Source organism: Campylobacter sp. US25a, from assembly GCF_004379075.1.
In the GTDB taxonomy this organism is placed as follows: domain Bacteria; phylum Campylobacterota; class Campylobacteria; order Campylobacterales; family Campylobacteraceae; genus Campylobacter_D; species Campylobacter_D jejuni.
In genome coordinates this window covers 1-17,238 of sequence record NZ_RYYM01000016.1, presented here as the reverse complement: position 1 = coordinate 17,238, position 17,238 = coordinate 1, and the positions used below count along the sequence as shown (strand labels likewise).

Genomic DNA, 17,238 nt, shown 5'->3' with positions numbered 1-17,238 from the left:
CCTAAATCTTTCTGGCTCAATCGATCACTTATTTAGATTTCAAAGATTGACTAATAAGATTTGAATAACAATACTAAGTTAAAAGAACAAAACAAAAAATCATTTTTAAAAGAAAAGTTTTTAAATTAAAAACAAGATTTATAAAAAAGCTTTTAGTTTTAAATTAAAAAATTAAGAAAGTTAAAAACTCAAATAATTTAAAAACTTAAAAACCTAAAATAAAGTTAATTTATAAAATCTACTCAGTTAGTGAAACTTTATAATTTAAAAGATTTTAAGTCCTTTTTTCAAAAAAGGAAATGAAAGTATAACCAATTAAACTTAAAGAGGGATTAAACAAAGGATTAAATAGTATAAATATTTGTGTAAATATTTATATAAGTATTTGGTGGGTTAAAAAATGGGGGCTATATTTTAGAGCACTCGTAATTTTTATTTTTTATATTAACAAATTGACTTTTAAGTGTTTTAAAATCTGGAATATAAGCATAACCGCTAAGCGTATCTATAACGATACAAAGAGCATGCTTTTTTGATAACAAACGTATAATGCAATCTGAATTATTCTTTGCTAAAGTTTTTTCATATGCATAATTGGCATTTTTTAACGGAGAATACACTCTGCCCATTTCATCAAATACTAATCTAGTAAATCCTGAACAAGATCCTTTGAATTCAACCTTTTCTATTCCGAATCTTTTTGTAAGATTAAATCTTTGTGTAGTTTTTTCATCATCTTTACTAATAACTCCACTTTGACCTGAATTCATTAATTTGTTATGATTGATTACATCAACAGCAATTTCTCTATCTATATTGATTTCAGTTTTACCTAAATTAGCATTTCCATCGCCATTTTTATCCAAGAAAATAGTATATGTTTGATCATAACCTGTGGCAGCTGATTTTATAAAATAAATCTGCCATTTACTTTTAAACCACTCTCTTTTTGCGATAGCCAACTCATCAACTCTTATGCCTTCTTGCATCATGGCTAAACTTTGGGTATATTGGATATCATTAAGAATTTGTATTGCACCTTCTAGTAGATTGTCTTTTTTTAAGTAAAGACTGCCTAAATTAAAAACTATACCCAAAATGAGAATTATAAACACAAATTCCAACAAACTGAAAGCTTTAATCATAGTTTAAAATCTGATATACTTTTTCATATTTTCCAAGTTTTACCTTAACAATTTTTTTGTCCATATCATGCCTATCGGCTTGTTTTAAAGCTTTTAAATAAAACTTATTGCTATTTTTTATTCCATAGAATCGCAATCTTTTTTGCAAACTTGGGGCTGTTGCAAGCTCTAAAACATCTTGTTTTTTTAATTCTAGCGCCAATTCTTTAGCAAAATGATAATTATTGGCAAAATGACGATTTGGATTGTTTATAAAATAATACAATAATTGATTAGCGACGATTAAAAAGTAACAAAATATTAAAAAAATTATAGAACATTCTATAAAGATTTTATACCTTAATCGAAAAACTGGCAATCTCACTCTATAACTTTGCATTAAAGTTTTTATAAGCAAAGGAGTACAAATAACACAAAAAGGTAAAAAATCATCTAAAAAAAGTTTTTGTCTTAAAGAAAGCAACAAACAAAATACAAATGTTACGCTCATTAAAAACCATAATAAATTTTTATATTTCTGAAAAGTCAAACGATAAATAGTGTAAAAAAAATACACAAAAACCAAAGGAGAAAAACATGCAGCAAAAATTCCTAAAGTATCTAAAAAATAACCTCTTGGGCGACCACCTGTATCAAAACCATAAAAACTGATACTCGCTCCAAACAAAATAAGAGATAAGGTAAATAAAATAGCATTTCTTTTATAAATCCCAAAAAAGAAAAAAGTTAAAAATAAAATATTAAAAGATTTATCAACAAATAATACTATAATCAATAATATATAAAAAAGCCATTTTTTTTCATATTCGTAAGCACATAATATAGCAAGGGTTAAAAAAATCACCAAAGATGCGGCATTAACCAGTAAAGCACTTGCAACAGTACCCGGCAATAAAACAAATAACAATAAAGAAAAAAAAGCATCGATTTTAGTTTTAGTATATTTTAAAGCTAGTAAATACAAAAGTAAACAACTTAAAAAATGAAAAAATAAAAAAGGAAGCCTTAAACCAAAATCATTTTGCCCAAAAATAAAAGTTCCAAAATGAGATATATAATAAAGCAAACTATGGGAAAAAATAAGCGATTTACCCTGCTCATCAAAATAAATATCAGCTTCATCAGCACTAATACTCAGTGTTGAAATTCCATAAAGCAAAGCCAACAAATCAAGACTAAGTAAAATGATGATAAGTTTATAATTTTTGATTTTTTCCATAATGAAAATTTTACAAAATTAAACTTAAAATATCAACCAAAATAAATATTAAAAAGCAAATCAAATGATAAAAAATAAATACTAATAAATACTGAAAAAATTTTAAACCAGTCAAGGCAAACAAAAATACAATAGAAAAATAAATACGAGTACTTACTATATCTTAAAATAGGATAAGAAAAATAAAGCAATACTAACTACCAAAAAATACTATTTATCTTGCAAATAAGCAAATCTCCATCTGTTTAACTCATATCTTGAAGCAATTCTCCATATCTTAATCTTGATTCTTTGTGCTAACTTTTTTATATATACGAACACTTTCGATTAAATTTCTTTATCTTATCAAAGATAATCATAAATTTATCAATAAAAGATTTTGGTTTTATAAAAAAATAATTTTGTTTTTAAAATAATTTAAATAATACCTTAAACACAGGGCATTATTATATCATATTTCTTCCTCGCTATTGTATTTTAAAAGTGTGACAAAGCGATAAAACATGTGCACAAATTTAGAATAAGGCATCATAATAAAAAAAGCCAAAACACAACTTAAATGAAACCAAAGTATATAAGGCAAAAAAGAACTTTGCTTTAAAAGCATGAGTAAAAGCCCTGTAAAACTTACTAAAAAAGCATGAAAATAAAAACATAATCCATGTCCATACTTTGATTATCTACTATGTTTTTATCCGCTACGCTTTTTAAAACAAAAAGTCCCAAAGTTCCTATGCAAAGCATAATCCCTCCTAAGCTTCCAAAAATTTTAGGAAGTTGGGTAAAATCATAAGGGGCTACTAAATTTAAAAAATGATGATAAAAAGCCCCTAAAGAAGTCGCTATAAAACAAAATAAAAAACCATAAGCGGTAAAATGATGAAATATTTTTCTTATATTAGAACGCTTTTCATTAGGATAAGTACAACCCTCATTTTTATGTCCGCCTAGATATTTAAGGCTTAAAGCATCTTTTAAACTTTTTATGAAAACAGTAAAATTGAGATTTTTTATTTCTATAGCATGATAGAATTTTGCCACACTGCCCACAAGGGCTAAAAGCACCAAAAGTGAAACCGTAACAAAAATACTCACCATATAATCATAAGAAACAATAGCAAAAAAATTCCCTTTAACATCTTCACCCTCATAAGCACTCGCGCTCCAAAATCCAAAAAATAAACAAAGGATTAAAACTATACTGGTTAAAACCGCATTTTTCCTAAAAGCTAAGCCTAAAAAATTAGGAAAAGCGTATTTTCATAACTGTATTGCCTAAGAGCTGCAAATTGTTTAGGAATCAAAACATTAAATTCATGTGGCTGGGCGTATTGACAATCATAAAAACATTCAGAACATTGGTGGCATAAATTAGCCAAATAATCCATATCCTTTAAAGAAAATTCACGCTTTTTTTCCATAGCTGGAAACACCGCACAAAGCCCCTCACAATAACGACAAGAATTGCATATAATGCAAGATTTTCATGCTTCTTCATAAATTTTTGTAATTTTCATTTCATATCCTTTACTAACTCAAGTGCATTTTCTCCAGCCAAACGCCCAAAAACGCTTCCTATACTCATACCAAAACCTGCAACATAGCCTTGGGTTAAAATATTTCCTGCCATGATTTCACCAGCTGCAAATATATTTTTAAAAAGTTCTCCATTTTCTTGATATACCCTTGCATTTTTATCCACCTTCACACCCATGTAGGTAAAAGTCACACCTGGACGCAAAGGATAGCAATAAAAAGGTGGAGTATCTATTTTCAAAGCCCAATGTGTTTTTTCTATCTTTAAACCTTGAGTGTGACAATTATCCTGTATAGTGTGATCAAATTCTCCTTCTACAACACTTTGATTGTATTCATCTAAAGTCATCTTTAAAGCCTTTGGATCTAAGTTCATTTTAGAGGCTAATTCTTCAATAGAATTGGCCACTATGGGTTCAAAAAGTGAAGGCATGTAGCATTTTTGCACCTTAGAATCAGTGATAGAATAAGCAATTTAATCCTCTTCATTTGCCACCAAACGCCCCCAAATTGCATAACGCTTTGGCCAAAAATCCTCACCCTCATCATAAAATCTTTGTGCCTTTTTATTTACCACTATACCCAAAGACACACAATCCACCCTTGAAGCTATGTCTCCATCATATTTTGGAGTCCTTGCATCAATAGCAACCATATGCCCTTGAGTGGGATCGCCTATAATTTGTGCGTGATTTTTCTCTAAAGCCTTTAGCATCTTACCTTGATTAAAACGAGTTCCACGGATGATAAAATTTTTAGCCCTTTGTCCCCAAGCTTCTTCAAGCCATTCCAAATTTGACTCAAATCCCCCGCTTGCAACGATCACAGCCTTGGTTTTAATTTTCACTTCTTGATTTTGTTTTTTATCCAAAACCAAAATTTCCTTACAGCATCCATTTTCTACCATCAAATCCAAAGCTTCAAATTCACAAAAAATTTCAACCCATAAATTTTTTATCGCATTAAAATAAGCATTGACTAAAGATTTTCCACCCACTAAGAAAAAAGATTCGTGCGTCCTAAGTGCAAAGTTCCTCGCATGGAAGGTTGAAAACGCACTCCATATTTTTTAGCAAACTCTACCGCCTTTGGAGTACGAGAAATGACAAAACGAGCGTATTCTTCATTAGTTTGCCCCTTAGTCACCTTAAAAACATCTTCAAAAAACTCATCCTCGCTATAACTTTGAGTCAAGACATCCGTAGGATCATCATACATAGAACGCAAATTTCTAGTGTGTTGAGAATTTCCTCCTCTCCATTCTTTTAGAGAGCTTTCTAAAAGTGCTATTTTTATATTTTCTTTTTTACTAGCTGCTGCTATAGCTGCACAAAGAGCTGCATTGCCCCCGCCTATAACCACTATATCAAATTCCATTTCATTCTCCTTTTTGTTGTCTTTCATAAATTCCACCTTTTTTAAAAATAATCAAAGAAGCCACAAAAGAACAAATGGCTGCAAAGGTAAGCCAAAATGCAGGAGAGGCAGGATTGCTAGTTTTTTCTATCAAATAAGTCGAAACAGCAGGGGTAAATCCTCCAAAAATTGCCACCGCTATAGAATTAAGAAAAAGAAAAACCCAAAGCTTTTACATTTTTAGGCATGATTTCTAATAAAGAAACCACCATAGCCCCATTATAAGCACCAAAAATAAAACTAAACCATAATTCCACTAAAACCAAATTGGCAAAAGAAATATTATTTGTTAAAAAATTTAACATAGGATAAGCACTGACAACACCTAAAAAAGTCATGGTTAATAAAATAGGCTTTCTTCCTATTTTATCTCCAAGAAAGCCAGAAAATGGCAACCAAAAAGTATTGCTAAGTCTATAATAGCAGTAATCATAAAGCTTTCTAATTTACTAAAATGCAAAACTTTATTGGCAAAAGTTGGAGTGTAAGAAGTGATAAAATAAAAAGTTACTGTCGTCATCATTACAAACATGATTCCAAAAATTACTATAGGTGTATTTTCTCTAATGCTTTTGAAAATAGCTCCAAAGGTTTTTGGGGCTTGGTGAATTTTAGCCTTAAATTCAGGCGTTTCATCCAAAGTTCTTCTTATGTAAAAAATATAAGGTACAACCAAACATCCAACGATAAAAGGGATTCTCCAGCCCCAAGCTTGCATAATAACATCACCTATAAGATAATGCAAAAGTATACCCAAAGCACCCGCAAATATGGTAGCAATTTGCTGAGATCCACTTTGCCAAGAAACATAAAAACCGCGTAAGTTTTTTGGTGCAATTTCTGCTAAATAAATACTTGCTCCACCTATTTCAGCTCCAGCACTAAAACCTTGCAAAAGCCTTCCAATTACCACAATAATAGGAGCTAAAATGCCTATACTTTCATAGCCAGGACAACAGGCTATGGTTAAACTTCCAAAAGCCATAATGCCTAAAGTTACAACAAGACCTTTCTTTCTACCATGCTTATCCATATAAGATCCAAGAACTATAGCTCCGATAGGACGCATTAAAAAGCCAACTCCAAAGGCCATAAAACTTTGCATCAAAGAAATAAATTCATTTTGAGCAGGAAAAAACACTTTAGCAATAAATCCAGCATAAAAACCATAAACCGCAAAATCATACATTTCTAAAAAATTACCGCTAGCAACGCTAAAAATGGTTTTAGCATCACCCTTGCACCTTCTTGCCATATAACCTCCTTTTTTATTTTCATTATAAACTAGTTTTAGGAATTTTTTAGTCCTAAAATATTTTTTGTATTCAAAAGTATTTTTTAAATTACAAAACTACACATAAAGTTGAAATAAAAAATTAATATTTTTTATTTGGATTGCAAGTGTCAATATCTATGTATTTTTAATTAAGTAGATTTAAAAATTAAGAATAGTAAATTATTTTTTAAGTATATTATCTAAACGAATTTTACAAGCTTGTTAAATATGAAATTTTGCTAATCTTTCTGCCTCTAAAGCATTTCTCTCTTTAATAGCATTAACAACAGCTAAATGCTCCTCGTAAGCTTCTTTAGGACGTTTTTCCTTGGCTAAAGTACCATCACCAAGAAGCAATAAAGAACGATCCAAATTTTCCATAATTTTAAAAAGATAATGATTTCCTGAGCAACGATACAAAGTCTGATGAAATAAAATATTACTAGCCCTAAGTTCATTAAGCTCTTTAATATTTTTTTGAACTTTTAAAATATTGACCAAAATTTCAATTTCGGTCATAGAAGCGTGTAATGTCGCAAGTTTAGCAACTTCACCCTCTAATAATTCCCTGATCTCATAAAGCTTCGTAATAGAAATCAAATCAAGTCCTGCAACAATAAGTCCATTTTTACCATCTTGCACCAAAATTCCACCATTTTGCAACAATCCCAAAGCTTCTCTTATAGAAGTTCTGCTAAGTCCCGATTGCTCTACCAAATCTTGTTCTTTAACTCTATCATTAGGTTTTAATTTTCCATCTTTAATAGATTTGAAAATAAAATCATAAATTCTATCACTCGAAATTTTTTGATTTTTTTTGGCATATTATAACCCCTAAGACTCAAATTGATTTTAGTTTTTATAAGTATAATTTTAAACAAAAAAGGCAAAAATGCAAACTATTGATCAAATTTTTCAAACACAAATCGATATTAAAAAATCTATTTTCTTATCTTTTCTTTGCCCTTTTAAAGATTTTAAATTTTTAATAGAAACGCTAAAAAAAGAGCATCCAAAAGCTGTTCATTTTGTCTATGCTTATCGTGTTTTAAATGATTTTAATCAAATTGTAGAAGATAAAAGCGATGATGGAGAGCCTAAAGGAACTTCTGGAATGCCAACTTTAAATGTTCTAAGAAGCTATGATCTTATCAATGCGGCTTTAATCACTGTAAGATATTTTGGCGGTATAAAACTTGGTACAGGCGGACTTGTAAGAGCTTATAGCGATGCAGCAAATGCCGTGATTAATAATTCTTCTTTACTTTCATTCGAATTGAAAAAAAATATATCCATTGCTATTGATTTAAAAAATTTAAATCGTTTTGAACATTTTTTAAAAACTTATTCTTTTAATTTCACAAAAGATTTTAAGGATTGCAAAGCTATATTACATATCAAATTAAATGAAAAAGAGGAGCAAGAATTTGAAATTTTTTGTAAAAATTTTGCACCTTTTGAAATAGAGAAATTATAAATTCTTGCAAGTAAATACAAAAGCTCCAAAATGGAGCTTTTGATTAAATTGCGTTCAATAAATCATTTAACAAAGCATTATTCTTACTTTGTTCATTTGCACCTTGTTGCGCAAGATCATTGTGAATGCTAGCACTTTGAGCTCTCATAGACAACTCGCCTTCATTTTGTCTAAAACGATAAGCGTAAACATTTGACATTTGAGCATAATTACTTAAATTTGAATTTGAGTTTTGCGCATTGCTTTGAAAACTACTGCTAGAATTTAAAGCATCTCCGCTTGACTTCTCATCCGCCTTATTTAACATATCCATAAAATCAGAATCTCCAGATGAAGAATAATCTTCAATCTGTTTATCCACCTGTTTATACTGACCACTAATAGCATCGTATTCATACGAGCTAATCGTTCTATAATTTACCTGCATAGTTTTCTCCTTTCAAAATATGCAAAAACTATACAAGCAAAAAGCGTTCCTTTTTATGTAAAATCAATGTTTTTTAATCATGATGAGTAGGCAAATGCTCCACATCAAGCTCATTATTGGCTATAAATTCTTCCTTGGCTTTTTTACAGTTTTCATCACGCATTTTGCGGTATTCATTGCGAATCGTGATTTCTTTATCGCTTAGAGGTCTATCTTCTAAAAAACTGATATGAAAATAAGTATCATCGCTCTTTGAATAAGTTTTATAAAAATCTATATAATCAAAATAATCCTTGCCATTATCAAACTCTACCACTTCTTCTATATAAATCGTAGGCCCAAAACCCTTGTGATTTTGTGTATAATGCCCAAAACCTGCGCTGTATTGAATTCTAAATTTAGCCATCATTTTCTCCTAAAAATTCTTGATAAGTTCCACGAAAATCTGTAAGCTTACCATTTTCTAAATGCCAAATTCTATTAGCAAAAGCAGAAACTAATTCCCTATCGTGGCTGATACAAAGCACTACACCTTTGAAATTATACAAAGCCTCACCTAGTGCAATAATACTTTCAAGATCTAAATGGTTATCAGGCTCATCTAAAAGCAAGAAATTCGGACGCTCTAGCATTAAACGAGAAAGCATTAAACGATGTTTTTCACCTCCACTTAAACTTGCTGCCATTTTTTCTTGATCACTGCCACTAAAAAGCATTCTACCTAAACACTTGCGGATTTCATCTAGATCTTTAAATTTTTCACTCATAAGCCATTCATAAAGTTTCAAATTTTCACAAATTAAATTACTTGTATCTTGAGGAAAATATCCAAGCTCTATAGTTGCCCCAAGATGTATGGATCCACTATCTGGACTTATAGCATGGGCGATGATTTTTGCCAAAGTACTTTTGCCCACACCATTTGCCCCGATCAAAGCGATTTTATCATTTTTTTCTATTTTTAGCTCCAAATTTGAAAATAGTTGTTTATCATAAGCCTTGCCTATACCTTTAAATTCTAAAACTTCATTACCTATTTCACGATTGGTTCTAAAAACTATGCTAGGATCTCTACGGCTTGAAATTTTAATCTCTTCAAGCTCTAGTTTTTCAAGTGCCTTAGCACGGCTTGTGGCTTGTTTTGCCTTAGAAGCATTTGCGCTAAAACGGCGAATGAAATTTTCTAATTCTTCTCTTTCTTTTAAGGTTTTATCGCGTTTAAGCTCAGCTTGTTTTGCCAAAAGCGTTGAGGCCATATACCAATCATCATAATTTCCCGCAAAATCACGAATTTGTTTAAAATCCACATCCAAAATTCTTGTGCAAATTTTATTTAAAAAATGCCTATCATGAGAGATGACAACTAAAGTCCCTTCATGTCTTAAAAGTTCATTTTCAAGCCAAGAAATCGCCTCTAAATCAAGGTTATTTGTAGGCTCATCTAAAAAAAGCACATCCGCACCCAAAAATAAAACTTGAGCCAGTAAGACTTTAAATTTATCCGCACTTTGTAAGGTGCTCATTAAAGCATCAAAATCTTTAATCTTTAAAGAACTTAAAATTTTTTCACAACGTGTTTCACAATCATAATTTGGATCTTCTTCGGCCGTTATTATCTCAAGCTCACCTAAGCGTTCATTGATCTCATCAGTAAATTCCTCGCTCATATAAAGCTTTTCTTTTTCTTTTAAAGCCTCATATAAACGCTTATTTGCACACATCACTGCATCTTTGATGGTGTAGTTTTCAAAAGCAAATTGATCTTGCCCTAAAACTGCGATTTTCAAGCCTTCATCAAATACTATTTCGCCACTACTTGTCTCAATTTCTCCTGAAAGAATTTTCAAAAAAGTCGATTTTCCCGCACCATTAGCACCAATAAGTCCGTATCTTTGTCCTCGAACAAGCTTTAAATTCACATTTTCAAATAAAAGCTGATTTGCAAAACGCATAGTAAGATTTTTTACTTCAACCATGATTTTCCTTAAATTTTTTACTTATAAAAATTTTTAAGAAATTGTATCAAAAAAAGACTTGAAATTAATTGAGTATAAATTTTATATAGACAATGAAAATAAAATTTCATTGTCAAAATAAATTAATAATCCAAAAGTTCTACAAAAACTTGCTTTTTATCATCGCTAAATCTAGCACTATAAGAAATTTGAGTTTCATATTCCCCTCCATCAAATAAAATTCCTTTTAAAGCACCTCTTGAATATTTTTCTCGCATTTCATTAGGCATTTGTGGATAAGTAAATTTTAAACTAGCCATACAAAAACTAGTTTTTTTATCCTTGCTATCTTTGGTTATAAAACTTTCAAAAGAAGTATAAACCACTTCATTAGCATAATCTTTCAAATCAAGTAAAGGTTTAAAATGTGCCCTTAAAACTCCAAGCGTATCAGTAGATAATGCAGCCTCTAAATCCCTCATATCCATACCATTGGAATTTATCCTTAACGCCCTTAAGGATTGTTCATTTAAACCATACTCAACATAAACCCATTCATCATCATCTAAAATACTTTTTAGCGTAAGCTTAACATCTTCATCATCGCATTTTGGCTTATTATTAAAACATCCTGCAAATAAAAAAACCAACATCAAGCTTAATAAAATATTTTTCATTATTTCTCCATTATTATTTTAATAAATTCTATGATTTCATCATTTTTAGCACCATCTTCCCCTAAAAGACTTTTTAATAAATCTAAGTTAAGCTGTGGAGGAAATATAAGATAAGAATTTACTGGAAAACCATTTGATTTTAAGCCTATGCAAAATTTTTCATCTTTATTTGTGTATGCTTTTCCTGCAACAATTTTATAAGTATCTTTCTCATAAAGTAAAGTGGGCTCTACTTCAAAAGGTGTATATTTTTCACTCATTTTCATCTCCATTCTTTCATTAGTTTTAAAATAAAATAATCATCACTGTATGATATTTGCAATTTTTTCATAATTTTGTTTGCGAAGTTTTTTACCTACTAAAAACATATCTACAATCCACCAAATAGTCCAATTGACTATCCAATTCATAAGTGCTAATATATATGCTATGTTCTGTAAAGATTCATTTGCAACAATATTAAAAATTATTGGAATAATCACAAATGCTAAACGCACAAAACCTAAAACCATATCACCTATCATAAAACGCCCTACTCCAAAAGGGCCAAATAAAAAAGTTCCTACCCAAAACACCAAAGCAGGGCTTTTTAGTTTAAGCATAGGAAGTCGATTTAACACATCTTTTTTTCTTTCTTCGCTTAAGCGTTCAAATTTTTCTTTTAGCGTAATTGCTGCTAAACCATCTCTTGGTAACTTATCACCAATATTAGAAAGAACTGAATTAAAATCCATACATTTCTCCTTGAAAATTAAAAAATTTCTCGAATTATTCCACACTATAACTTAATTAATATTTAAATATTAAATATATTTTATATAAAAGATTGAATATTTCAAGTGTTTTTAATAAAGAAATTTTAATGTAAAATTTTTTAAAGGCTAAATTTTTAAGGTAAAAAATGACAAAAAAGAGCAAGCGTGATATGGCATATGAACTAGACATTGATGTTAGCACTTTATATAATTGGAGAAAATATAAACCCAATTTATATCGTATTGTTATGCTTGGCTTTAAATTTGATGAACTTTTAGAAAATAGCAAAAAAACTCATGAAGAATTACTTCATATAGAACAAACCATACAAGATGAAATTGCTAAATTTAAATAAAACCCGCTTTTAAGCTTTTTTCTATACAATTATCACTTTTATTAAAATCAAGGATTTGAAATGTTTTTATTAGATTTTTTAATATCATTGAGCTTTATTTTTGAAATTTCAGCACTTGTGTTATCCTTTTACTTTAAAAATTCAAAAATTTTCTTTTTAACTTTAGTGCTATTAGGAGCTAAGTTACCTTATTTTTATACAAGTTTTTTTCAAGCTAATTTATTTGTCGCCTTGTTTTTACCTATGGTTTTTACCATATTTTGCCTTGGAAAACATCATGTTTTAATTTTAAATAAAAAAAATATTGCTTCAATTACAACCCTTATTTTTATAGGCATTTTAAGTATCATTTTACCTAGAAATACTACTTTTAATAGCGCTGGTTTAGAATTTCATTTTATTGCATTAGATTTTTTTAAGCCTGTGAGTGAATTAGGATTTTTATTTTTTTTAGTCGGCTTAATACTCATTTTTATCAAAACCTTTAAAACTAAAGAATATTATCTTATTATCGCATTTTTTGCTGCATATTTTCAGTTTTTATTTCAAGAAGGAGCAGGAATAAGGTATTTTGAATTTGCAAGTTTAGTTTTTTGTTTTTATCTTTTAAATCACGCTTATAGATTGGCTTTTTTTGACATCTTAACAAAACTACCTAATGAAAAAAGCCTTACACGCTTTACAAAGGGAAAAAACAACTATATCATTGCCTTGCTTCATTTTAATGAACTAAAAGACACTAAAGAAAGCTATGCCAAACTCATCTTAAAACAAATTGCAAAAATTTTAAAACGCTTTAGAGCAAAAATTTTCATCGTTGACAATGATTTTATTTTAATTTTTAATGATAAAAATCAAGCTTTAAATCATCTTGCTTTTTTAGAATCCACCTTGAAAAACACGGAATTTAATTTAGAAAATGAAAATTTTAAACCAGATTTTAAATTGATTTGGCAAGAAAGCGAAGAAAATTTGGATAAAAATTTACAAAGTCTAAGAGCAAGACTCTTAGACTAAAAAATTATTTTTCGTTTGCTTCAACTTCGATATTTAAATTAATATCATCGCTTAAAGTAATAGTTGAAGTACTTGTCGCGAATTTAAAATCAGAGCGTTTGATTTTTCCATTTAAAGAAAAACCTATTTTTTCTTTTCCATCTTTGCCTTTAGCTACACCGCCGATTTCAGTATCTAAAACGATATCTTTAGAAACTCCAGCTATAGTTAAAGTTCCTGTCATTTTGCCTTTTTCATTATCGATTTTTTCATATTTTTTCATTGTAAAAGTCATATCAGGATATTTTTTTGCTTTGAAAAAATCATCTTGTTGTAAGTGATTATCTCTTGTTTGATTTTCTGTATTTACAGATGCGATTTTTATAGTTGCATCAAGCTTTTTAAACTCAGCACTCGCAGGATCAAAATCAATCACCGCAGAATAATCTTTGAAATTTCCTTTTACATTGCTAATTTGTAAATGTTTGATTTTAAAACCTACATCTGTATGTGCTTTATCTAAAGTATATTCTTTAGCAAACAAACCTGTGCTTAACAAAGAGACCGCAACCAATGAACTTAATAAAACTTTTTTCATTTTTTTCCTTTTTTATAGTAATTTTCAATATAAAAATTTTATTAGATAAAACATAACAAATCATTAATAAAAATTAAAAAATTTTACTATTTAAAAATTTTACAAATTCTTCAAATTTAGGCAAATCAAGCTTTATTGCTTCTCTTTGCTGTTTTCCCCACATACACTCTGGAAAAAACGCATCTTCTTTAAATCTTGCCATAACATGAAAATGCACCCTTGGCACATAATTTGCAAAAGAGGCGATATTGATTTTTTCAGGTTTGTAAAATTCTATCATAGCCTTTTCACAAAGTAAAATTTTTTCAAAAAGTTCTTTTTGCAACTCTAAAGGACAATCGCTAAATTCTTTATAAATTTCTTTAGTAAAAATTTTAAGCCAAGGCACTTGAGCCTCCTCTTTCTCTATATAAATCAAATCATTTTCATAAATCATTACATTCCTTTGAAATTGTATTTATAATTATTTTACAAAATTTATCAAATTTTTAAGTCAAAATGCGTTAAAATTCCTAAAATTTAAAAAACAAAAAGGAGGATAAATGCAAATTAGTTCAAGTTATAACTCTTATGATTACTACTCTAGCAAACCTTCTTTTGATAAAACAAATCAATCTGATTCCACTCAAAAAGATGAAAAAAATCTTAGTGAAAATAAAGATGATAAAGAAAAAAATGGCGAACAAACCCAAATGGTTAATGGCGTAGAGCTAAGCCAAAAAGAAGTAGCTCAAGTTCGCGAACTCCAAAGTATCGATAGAAATGTAAAAGCTCATGAAGCTGCACATCAAGCAGCGGGTGGCGGCTTAGCAGGTGCTGCAAGTTTTACTTACACAAGAGGCCCTGATAATCAAATGTATGCTACAGCGGGCGAAGTTCCTATCAGCATGCAAAAAGGAAACACACCAGAAGAAACTATAGCCAATGCAAGACAAATCGCAGCAGCAGCTATGGCTCCTGCTGATCCTAGCCCACAAGACTATAAAGTTGCAGCAAATGCTACAAAAATGGAATTTGAAGCAAGAGCTGAAGCAATGAAGCTTAAAGCCGAAGAAGCCAAAGAAAAAGAAGAAGAAAATAAAGAAAAAGATGACAAAAATTCAGAAAATAGCTTAGAAAAAACAGATAAAGATTCAAAAAACAACGATAAAAATTTAAATTTTGATAAAGACTTTAAAAATTTTGTTGCTAGAACTTATCAACAAAACTCACAAAATAACGACATTAAATTCAACATCGCATCTTAAAATCCTTAATTTAAATAAAAAATTTACTCCAATCTTCCTTATAAATAAAGCTTTGTTTTAAAATTAAACAGATATATCTAAAAAATTTATCTTTTTATTATCTGCTTTATCTGTATTTGTAGAATTACTTTGTTCTTCTTTTTTAGCTTCGGCTTCTACTTTTTGTTTATCTTCTTCTTGTTCCATAAGCTTTAAAGTATCATATATTTGATGAACTTCCTTAGGCATACATTTATGGAAACGATGATTTGAATTTGCATGTAAAATATTTAACATTTTTTATCCTTTTTATAATTTAAATTTTTGCATTTTCAAGCCTTTATATCTATGCCTTGCTTATTCAGTATTTCTAAGATTTCTAAAACATCCATTCCATTTTCTTGTTGAACTTTTAAAAATTGTTGCCAAAAATTTGTTTTTACTTCATCTTTGTAAGTTTCGCTTTTACTTTCTGCTTATATAGGTTTAAAAGTTTTTGTTTCTTGTTCTTTTTGGTTGTTATATTGTTCTTGTGCAGTTTGCATTTCTTGTTGAATATCTTTTCTGCTTTTCTCGGCAATTTCGCCAAATCTAGCTTCGTGTTTAGCTTGAAGATCTAACCATTTTTGTTTAAATTCTTCTACACTCATACTTGTGTGATAAATTTTTACATATTCTTTTTGTAAGTCTTCATCCAACCAATGCACCGAAGCTTTATTTTGTGCTTTAAAATCTTCTTGGCTTAATTCACCCTTTAAAATCTGATCTTGTATAGAGCCTTTAGCGATAGGAATTTCTTTTGTAAGTTCATCATAATAATCTTTGTAAGATTTTAGAAGTTCATCTAAATTTGCAACATTTGACTTGTTTTTATCATTTGGAATTTGAGCGGTATTTTTATCGCCAAAATTCCAGTTATTTGTTGTGCTTATTCCAAAAATACTTAAACTCGAATTTATAGTATTCATATTTTTTACCTTTTAATGTGATTTAAATTGTTATATCAATTTTTTGTTTTCTCTGTAAGTATTTTATTAATTCTTTTTGCTCTTTTTGCATTATCTCAATTAAAGGTGTAAATTCTATATTTTCATTATTTGTATCGACAATACCCGCACCTTGAACTATACTATTTTTATCTAGCTTTAAATTATAGTTCTATCATTCCAAGCTTTTTTGACTTCTTCACCACTCATAGACTTATCAAAGCCTTCGGTTTTTCCTTGACGCGTAGCCTCTCCTTCTCTAGTATAGATATTCTCATTTATAATAGCTACTAAAAGCCCACCTTTAGTAATAGTGCCATCTTTATTAGTGTATTTGCTTGGTGTCGTATCAAAAAATACGCCTGTATTAATATTTTCTTCACCGCCATTATTATTATTAAAAATATCTGTGGCAGAATTTCCTTTCATAAGATTTTCAGTAGTATTAAAAAACAATTTGTTTATTTTTGTATCAGTTGTATTTTCATAATCAAAATCTATATCAGCATTTAAATAATCCGTAGCAGAATTATAAATTTTCGTTACTTGCATAGTTTGGCGATTAAATTCATAGCCTTGTGGGAAGTTGGCTATCTCTTCTAAGTTAAAGTTATCTTTAGAATTTAGCACATCTTCGCCTACAACTTGACTTAAAATTTTATAGGCATTTCCTACGGTTTTAGCAATGTCTATACTCTCAAAAGCTCTTAATGGATTTTTTTCATTCGTAGATATTTTTACTAAGCTTTCCATAGTGCTAGAATGAATTTTTATATCCTCAGGAATTCCTGCTGCTTTATTAAATTCACTTGTAAAATAACCCTCGTTATCTACTTCATAACCTAAAACTTTATTATTTGTTTTAGTAGTGTCTTGGGCATCTTGTAGATTTTTTACACTATTATTTGAAGTGTTTGAATTTAAGGAAGAGTTATTATTGTTTTTAATGTTAATATTAAGATTAACAAAGGGATTATTGAAAGTTGAGTTAATGCCTATCATTTTTTATCCTTTTTAAAATTTAAATTTTTGCATTTTCAAGCCTTAATATCTATACTTTTTGGTGCAGAATTTGAAGAAAGGATTTTGTTAAATTCTCCTGCATCATCATCATCACTAAATTTCACACCAAAAAGAAGTTCCAATTCTTTACTTGTGTTAAATTTACCTTCTAATAGTTTTTTTACAAGATC

At 29.3% G+C, this 17,238-nt stretch carries 27 protein-coding genes; 4 read left to right on the top strand and 23 right to left on the bottom strand.

Features of this window, described 5'->3' with window-relative positions:
• Positions 1 to 407: 407 nt before the first annotated feature.
• From ELQ12_RS08730 to ELQ12_RS08705, 12 genes are all read right to left on the bottom strand, one after another.
• Positions 408 to 1,145: a hypothetical protein gene (locus ELQ12_RS08730; RefSeq protein ID WP_002933178.1), complete on the bottom strand. Its 738-nt coding sequence runs from the start codon at positions 1,143 to 1,145 to the stop codon at positions 408 to 410.
• Positions 1,138 to 2,364, bottom strand: a complete 1,227-nt coding sequence (locus tag ELQ12_RS08725; RefSeq protein ID WP_070243256.1) for a hypothetical protein — start codon at positions 2,362 to 2,364, stop codon at positions 1,138 to 1,140. The genes ELQ12_RS08730 and ELQ12_RS08725 overlap by 8 nt, the downstream gene beginning before the upstream one ends.
• 451 nt (positions 2,365 to 2,815) lie before the next feature.
• Complete coding sequence (locus ELQ12_RS10730) at positions 2,816 to 2,971, bottom strand: hypothetical protein (protein ID WP_243834143.1); 156 nt, start codon at positions 2,969 to 2,971, stop codon at positions 2,816 to 2,818.
• 23 nt (positions 2,972 to 2,994) lie between these two features.
• Positions 2,995 to 3,459 (bottom strand): hypothetical protein, encoded by a 465-nt coding sequence (locus ELQ12_RS10725; protein ID WP_243834142.1) that lies wholly within the window; start codon positions 3,457 to 3,459, stop codon positions 2,995 to 2,997.
• A gap of 140 nt (positions 3,460 to 3,599) precedes the next feature.
• Positions 3,600 to 3,797 (bottom strand): hypothetical protein, encoded by a 198-nt coding sequence (locus tag ELQ12_RS10720; RefSeq protein WP_243834141.1) that lies wholly within the window; start codon positions 3,795 to 3,797, stop codon positions 3,600 to 3,602.
• A gap of 80 nt (positions 3,798 to 3,877) precedes the next feature.
• Complete coding sequence (locus ELQ12_RS10715) at positions 3,878 to 4,333, bottom strand: FAD-binding protein (protein ID WP_243834140.1); 456 nt, start codon at positions 4,331 to 4,333, stop codon at positions 3,878 to 3,880.
• 42 nt (positions 4,334 to 4,375) lie between these two features.
• A complete protein-coding gene (locus tag ELQ12_RS10835; RefSeq protein ID WP_251819692.1) occupies positions 4,376 to 4,897 on the bottom strand; it encodes an FAD-binding protein in 522 nt (173 codons plus the stop codon).
• Complete coding sequence (locus ELQ12_RS10830) at positions 4,897 to 5,304, bottom strand: FAD-binding protein (protein ID WP_250536647.1); 408 nt, start codon at positions 5,302 to 5,304, stop codon at positions 4,897 to 4,899. Before ELQ12_RS10830 ends, ELQ12_RS10835 begins: the two co-directional genes overlap by 1 nt.
• Positions 5,279 to 5,452 carry a hypothetical protein gene (locus ELQ12_RS10705; RefSeq protein ID WP_002870427.1) on the bottom strand — a complete coding sequence of 58 codons (174 nt, stop codon included), beginning with the start codon at positions 5,450 to 5,452 and terminating at the stop codon, positions 5,279 to 5,281. Before ELQ12_RS10705 ends, ELQ12_RS10830 begins: the two co-directional genes overlap by 26 nt.
• A gap of 10 nt (positions 5,453 to 5,462) precedes the next feature.
• Complete coding sequence (locus ELQ12_RS10700; RefSeq protein WP_243834139.1) at positions 5,463 to 5,654, bottom strand: hypothetical protein; 192 nt, start codon at positions 5,652 to 5,654, stop codon at positions 5,463 to 5,465.
• Between the two features lie 23 nt (positions 5,655 to 5,677).
• Positions 5,678 to 6,571, bottom strand: a complete 894-nt coding sequence (locus ELQ12_RS08710; protein WP_243834138.1) for an MFS transporter — start codon at positions 6,569 to 6,571, stop codon at positions 5,678 to 5,680.
• A 243-nt stretch (positions 6,572 to 6,814) separates the two neighbouring features.
• Positions 6,815 to 7,381 (bottom strand): GntR family transcriptional regulator, encoded by a 567-nt coding sequence (locus ELQ12_RS08705; protein WP_261660186.1) that lies wholly within the window; start codon positions 7,379 to 7,381, stop codon positions 6,815 to 6,817.
• A gap of 103 nt (positions 7,382 to 7,484) precedes the next feature.
• Here ELQ12_RS08705 and ELQ12_RS08700 point away from each other — a divergent pair, with 103 nt between their 5' ends.
• Entirely contained in the window at positions 7,485 to 8,069 is a 585-nt protein-coding gene (locus tag ELQ12_RS08700; protein WP_002870424.1) for a YigZ family protein, read from the top strand.
• A 43-nt stretch (positions 8,070 to 8,112) separates the two neighbouring features.
• Here ELQ12_RS08700 and ELQ12_RS08695 read toward each other — a convergent pair whose 3' ends face one another.
• From ELQ12_RS08695 to ELQ12_RS08670, 6 genes are all read right to left on the bottom strand, one after another.
• A complete protein-coding gene (locus ELQ12_RS08695) occupies positions 8,113 to 8,496 on the bottom strand; it encodes a hypothetical protein (RefSeq protein ID WP_002870423.1) in 384 nt (127 codons plus the stop codon).
• Positions 8,497 to 8,569: 73 nt separating this feature from the next.
• On the bottom strand, positions 8,570 to 8,905 hold the full coding sequence (locus ELQ12_RS08690) for a hypothetical protein (protein ID WP_002859498.1): 336 nt from the start codon (positions 8,903 to 8,905) through the stop codon (positions 8,570 to 8,572).
• Entirely contained in the window at positions 8,895 to 10,472 is a 1,578-nt protein-coding gene (locus tag ELQ12_RS08685) for an ABC-F family ATP-binding cassette domain-containing protein (RefSeq protein ID WP_044794347.1), read from the bottom strand. The genes ELQ12_RS08690 and ELQ12_RS08685 overlap by 11 nt, the downstream gene beginning before the upstream one ends.
• 122 nt (positions 10,473 to 10,594) lie before the next feature.
• Positions 10,595 to 11,128: a hypothetical protein gene (locus tag ELQ12_RS08680; protein ID WP_002861172.1), complete on the bottom strand. Its 534-nt coding sequence runs from the start codon at positions 11,126 to 11,128 to the stop codon at positions 10,595 to 10,597.
• Positions 11,128 to 11,388: a hypothetical protein gene (locus ELQ12_RS08675; RefSeq protein ID WP_052800315.1), complete on the bottom strand. Its 261-nt coding sequence runs from the start codon at positions 11,386 to 11,388 to the stop codon at positions 11,128 to 11,130. Before ELQ12_RS08675 ends, ELQ12_RS08680 begins: the two co-directional genes overlap by 1 nt.
• 42 nt (positions 11,389 to 11,430) lie before the next feature.
• Positions 11,431 to 11,862 carry a hypothetical protein gene (locus ELQ12_RS08670; RefSeq protein WP_070261163.1) on the bottom strand — a complete coding sequence of 144 codons (432 nt, stop codon included), beginning with the start codon at positions 11,860 to 11,862 and terminating at the stop codon, positions 11,431 to 11,433.
• A gap of 167 nt (positions 11,863 to 12,029) precedes the next feature.
• Here ELQ12_RS08670 and ELQ12_RS08665 point away from each other — a divergent pair, with 167 nt between their 5' ends.
• Together ELQ12_RS08665 and ELQ12_RS08660 are read left to right on the top strand one after the other, a co-directional pair.
• Positions 12,030 to 12,239, top strand: coding sequence for a transcriptional regulator (locus tag ELQ12_RS08665; protein WP_002778401.1), 210 nt, complete (start codon positions 12,030 to 12,032; stop codon positions 12,237 to 12,239).
• Positions 12,240 to 12,299: 60 nt separating this feature from the next.
• Entirely contained in the window at positions 12,300 to 13,256 is a 957-nt protein-coding gene (locus ELQ12_RS08660) for a hypothetical protein (protein ID WP_070261162.1), read from the top strand.
• A 4-nt stretch (positions 13,257 to 13,260) separates the two neighbouring features.
• Here the strand turns inward: ELQ12_RS08660 and ELQ12_RS08655 are convergent, their stop codons facing one another.
• Both ELQ12_RS08655 and ELQ12_RS08650 read right to left on the bottom strand, forming a co-directional pair.
• Entirely contained in the window at positions 13,261 to 13,833 is a 573-nt protein-coding gene (locus ELQ12_RS08655) for a YceI family protein (protein WP_002870418.1), read from the bottom strand.
• 73 nt (positions 13,834 to 13,906) lie between these two features.
• Positions 13,907 to 14,269 (bottom strand): HIT family protein, encoded by a 363-nt coding sequence (locus tag ELQ12_RS08650; RefSeq protein ID WP_002857306.1) that lies wholly within the window; start codon positions 14,267 to 14,269, stop codon positions 13,907 to 13,909.
• A gap of 106 nt (positions 14,270 to 14,375) precedes the next feature.
• Between ELQ12_RS08650 and ELQ12_RS08645 the strand changes: the two genes are divergently transcribed.
• Complete coding sequence (locus ELQ12_RS08645; RefSeq protein ID WP_070240055.1) at positions 14,376 to 15,080, top strand: putative metalloprotease CJM1_0395 family protein; 705 nt, start codon at positions 14,376 to 14,378, stop codon at positions 15,078 to 15,080.
• A gap of 63 nt (positions 15,081 to 15,143) precedes the next feature.
• Here ELQ12_RS08645 and ELQ12_RS08640 read toward each other — a convergent pair whose 3' ends face one another.
• The 3 genes from ELQ12_RS08640 to ELQ12_RS08630 form a co-directional block, all read right to left on the bottom strand.
• On the bottom strand, positions 15,144 to 15,356 hold the full coding sequence (locus ELQ12_RS08640; RefSeq protein ID WP_070240053.1) for a hypothetical protein: 213 nt from the start codon (positions 15,354 to 15,356) through the stop codon (positions 15,144 to 15,146).
• A 179-nt stretch (positions 15,357 to 15,535) separates the two neighbouring features.
• Positions 15,536 to 16,027 (bottom strand): hypothetical protein, encoded by a 492-nt coding sequence (locus ELQ12_RS08635; protein ID WP_070243261.1) that lies wholly within the window; start codon positions 16,025 to 16,027, stop codon positions 15,536 to 15,538.
• A 177-nt stretch (positions 16,028 to 16,204) separates the two neighbouring features.
• On the bottom strand, positions 16,205 to 17,047 hold the full coding sequence (locus ELQ12_RS08630; protein ID WP_070261161.1) for a hypothetical protein: 843 nt from the start codon (positions 17,045 to 17,047) through the stop codon (positions 16,205 to 16,207).
• Positions 17,048 to 17,238 lie beyond the last annotated feature (191 nt).

Coding starts and splice junctions, on each gene's coding strand:
- ELQ12_RS08645 (WP_070240055.1), top strand. CDS start 14,376: ATGCAAATTAGTTCAAGTTATAACTCTTATGATTACTACTCTAGCAAA.
- ELQ12_RS08670 (WP_070261163.1), bottom strand. CDS start 11,862: ATGGATTTTAATTCAGTTCTTTCTAATATTGGTGATAAGTTACCAAGA.
- ELQ12_RS10700 (WP_243834139.1), bottom strand. CDS start 5,654: ATGACTTTTTTAGGTGTTGTCAGTGCTTATCCTATGTTAAATTTTTTA.
- ELQ12_RS10830 (WP_250536647.1), bottom strand. CDS start 5,304: ATGAAAGACAACAAAAAGGAGAATGAAATGGAATTTGATATAGTGGTT.
- ELQ12_RS08650 (WP_002857306.1), bottom strand. CDS start 14,269: ATGATTTATGAAAATGATTTGATTTATATAGAGAAAGAGGAGGCTCAA.
- ELQ12_RS08635 (WP_070243261.1), bottom strand. CDS start 16,027: ATGAATACTATAAATTCGAGTTTAAGTATTTTTGGAATAAGCACAACA.
- ELQ12_RS08725 (WP_070243256.1), bottom strand. CDS start 2,364: ATGGAAAAAATCAAAAATTATAAACTTATCATCATTTTACTTAGTCTT.
- ELQ12_RS08695 (WP_002870423.1), bottom strand. CDS start 8,496: ATGCAGGTAAATTATAGAACGATTAGCTCGTATGAATACGATGCTATT.
- ELQ12_RS10730 (WP_243834143.1), bottom strand. CDS start 2,971: ATGCTTTTAAAGCAAAGTTCTTTTTTGCCTTATATACTTTGGTTTCAT.
- ELQ12_RS08685 (WP_044794347.1), bottom strand. CDS start 10,472: ATGGTTGAAGTAAAAAATCTTACTATGCGTTTTGCAAATCAGCTTTTA.
- ELQ12_RS08660 (WP_070261162.1), top strand. CDS start 12,300: ATGTTTTTATTAGATTTTTTAATATCATTGAGCTTTATTTTTGAAATT.
- ELQ12_RS08710 (WP_243834138.1), bottom strand. CDS start 6,571: ATGGCAAGAAGGTGCAAGGGTGATGCTAAAACCATTTTTAGCGTTGCT.
- ELQ12_RS08630 (WP_070261161.1), bottom strand. CDS start 17,047: ATGATAGGCATTAACTCAACTTTCAATAATCCCTTTGTTAATCTTAAT.
- ELQ12_RS08690 (WP_002859498.1), bottom strand. CDS start 8,905: ATGATGGCTAAATTTAGAATTCAATACAGCGCAGGTTTTGGGCATTAT.
- ELQ12_RS08640 (WP_070240053.1), bottom strand. CDS start 15,356: ATGTTAAATATTTTACATGCAAATTCAAATCATCGTTTCCATAAATGT.
- ELQ12_RS08655 (WP_002870418.1), bottom strand. CDS start 13,833: ATGAAAAAAGTTTTATTAAGTTCATTGGTTGCGGTCTCTTTGTTAAGC.
- ELQ12_RS08680 (WP_002861172.1), bottom strand. CDS start 11,128: ATGAAAAATATTTTATTAAGCTTGATGTTGGTTTTTTTATTTGCAGGA.
- ELQ12_RS10715 (WP_243834140.1), bottom strand. CDS start 4,333: ATGCCTTCACTTTTTGAACCCATAGTGGCCAATTCTATTGAAGAATTA.
- ELQ12_RS08700 (WP_002870424.1), top strand. CDS start 7,485: ATGCAAACTATTGATCAAATTTTTCAAACACAAATCGATATTAAAAAA.
- ELQ12_RS08730 (WP_002933178.1), bottom strand. CDS start 1,145: ATGATTAAAGCTTTCAGTTTGTTGGAATTTGTGTTTATAATTCTCATT.
- ELQ12_RS08675 (WP_052800315.1), bottom strand. CDS start 11,388: ATGAGTGAAAAATATACACCTTTTGAAGTAGAGCCCACTTTACTTTAT.
- ELQ12_RS08665 (WP_002778401.1), top strand. CDS start 12,030: ATGACAAAAAAGAGCAAGCGTGATATGGCATATGAACTAGACATTGAT.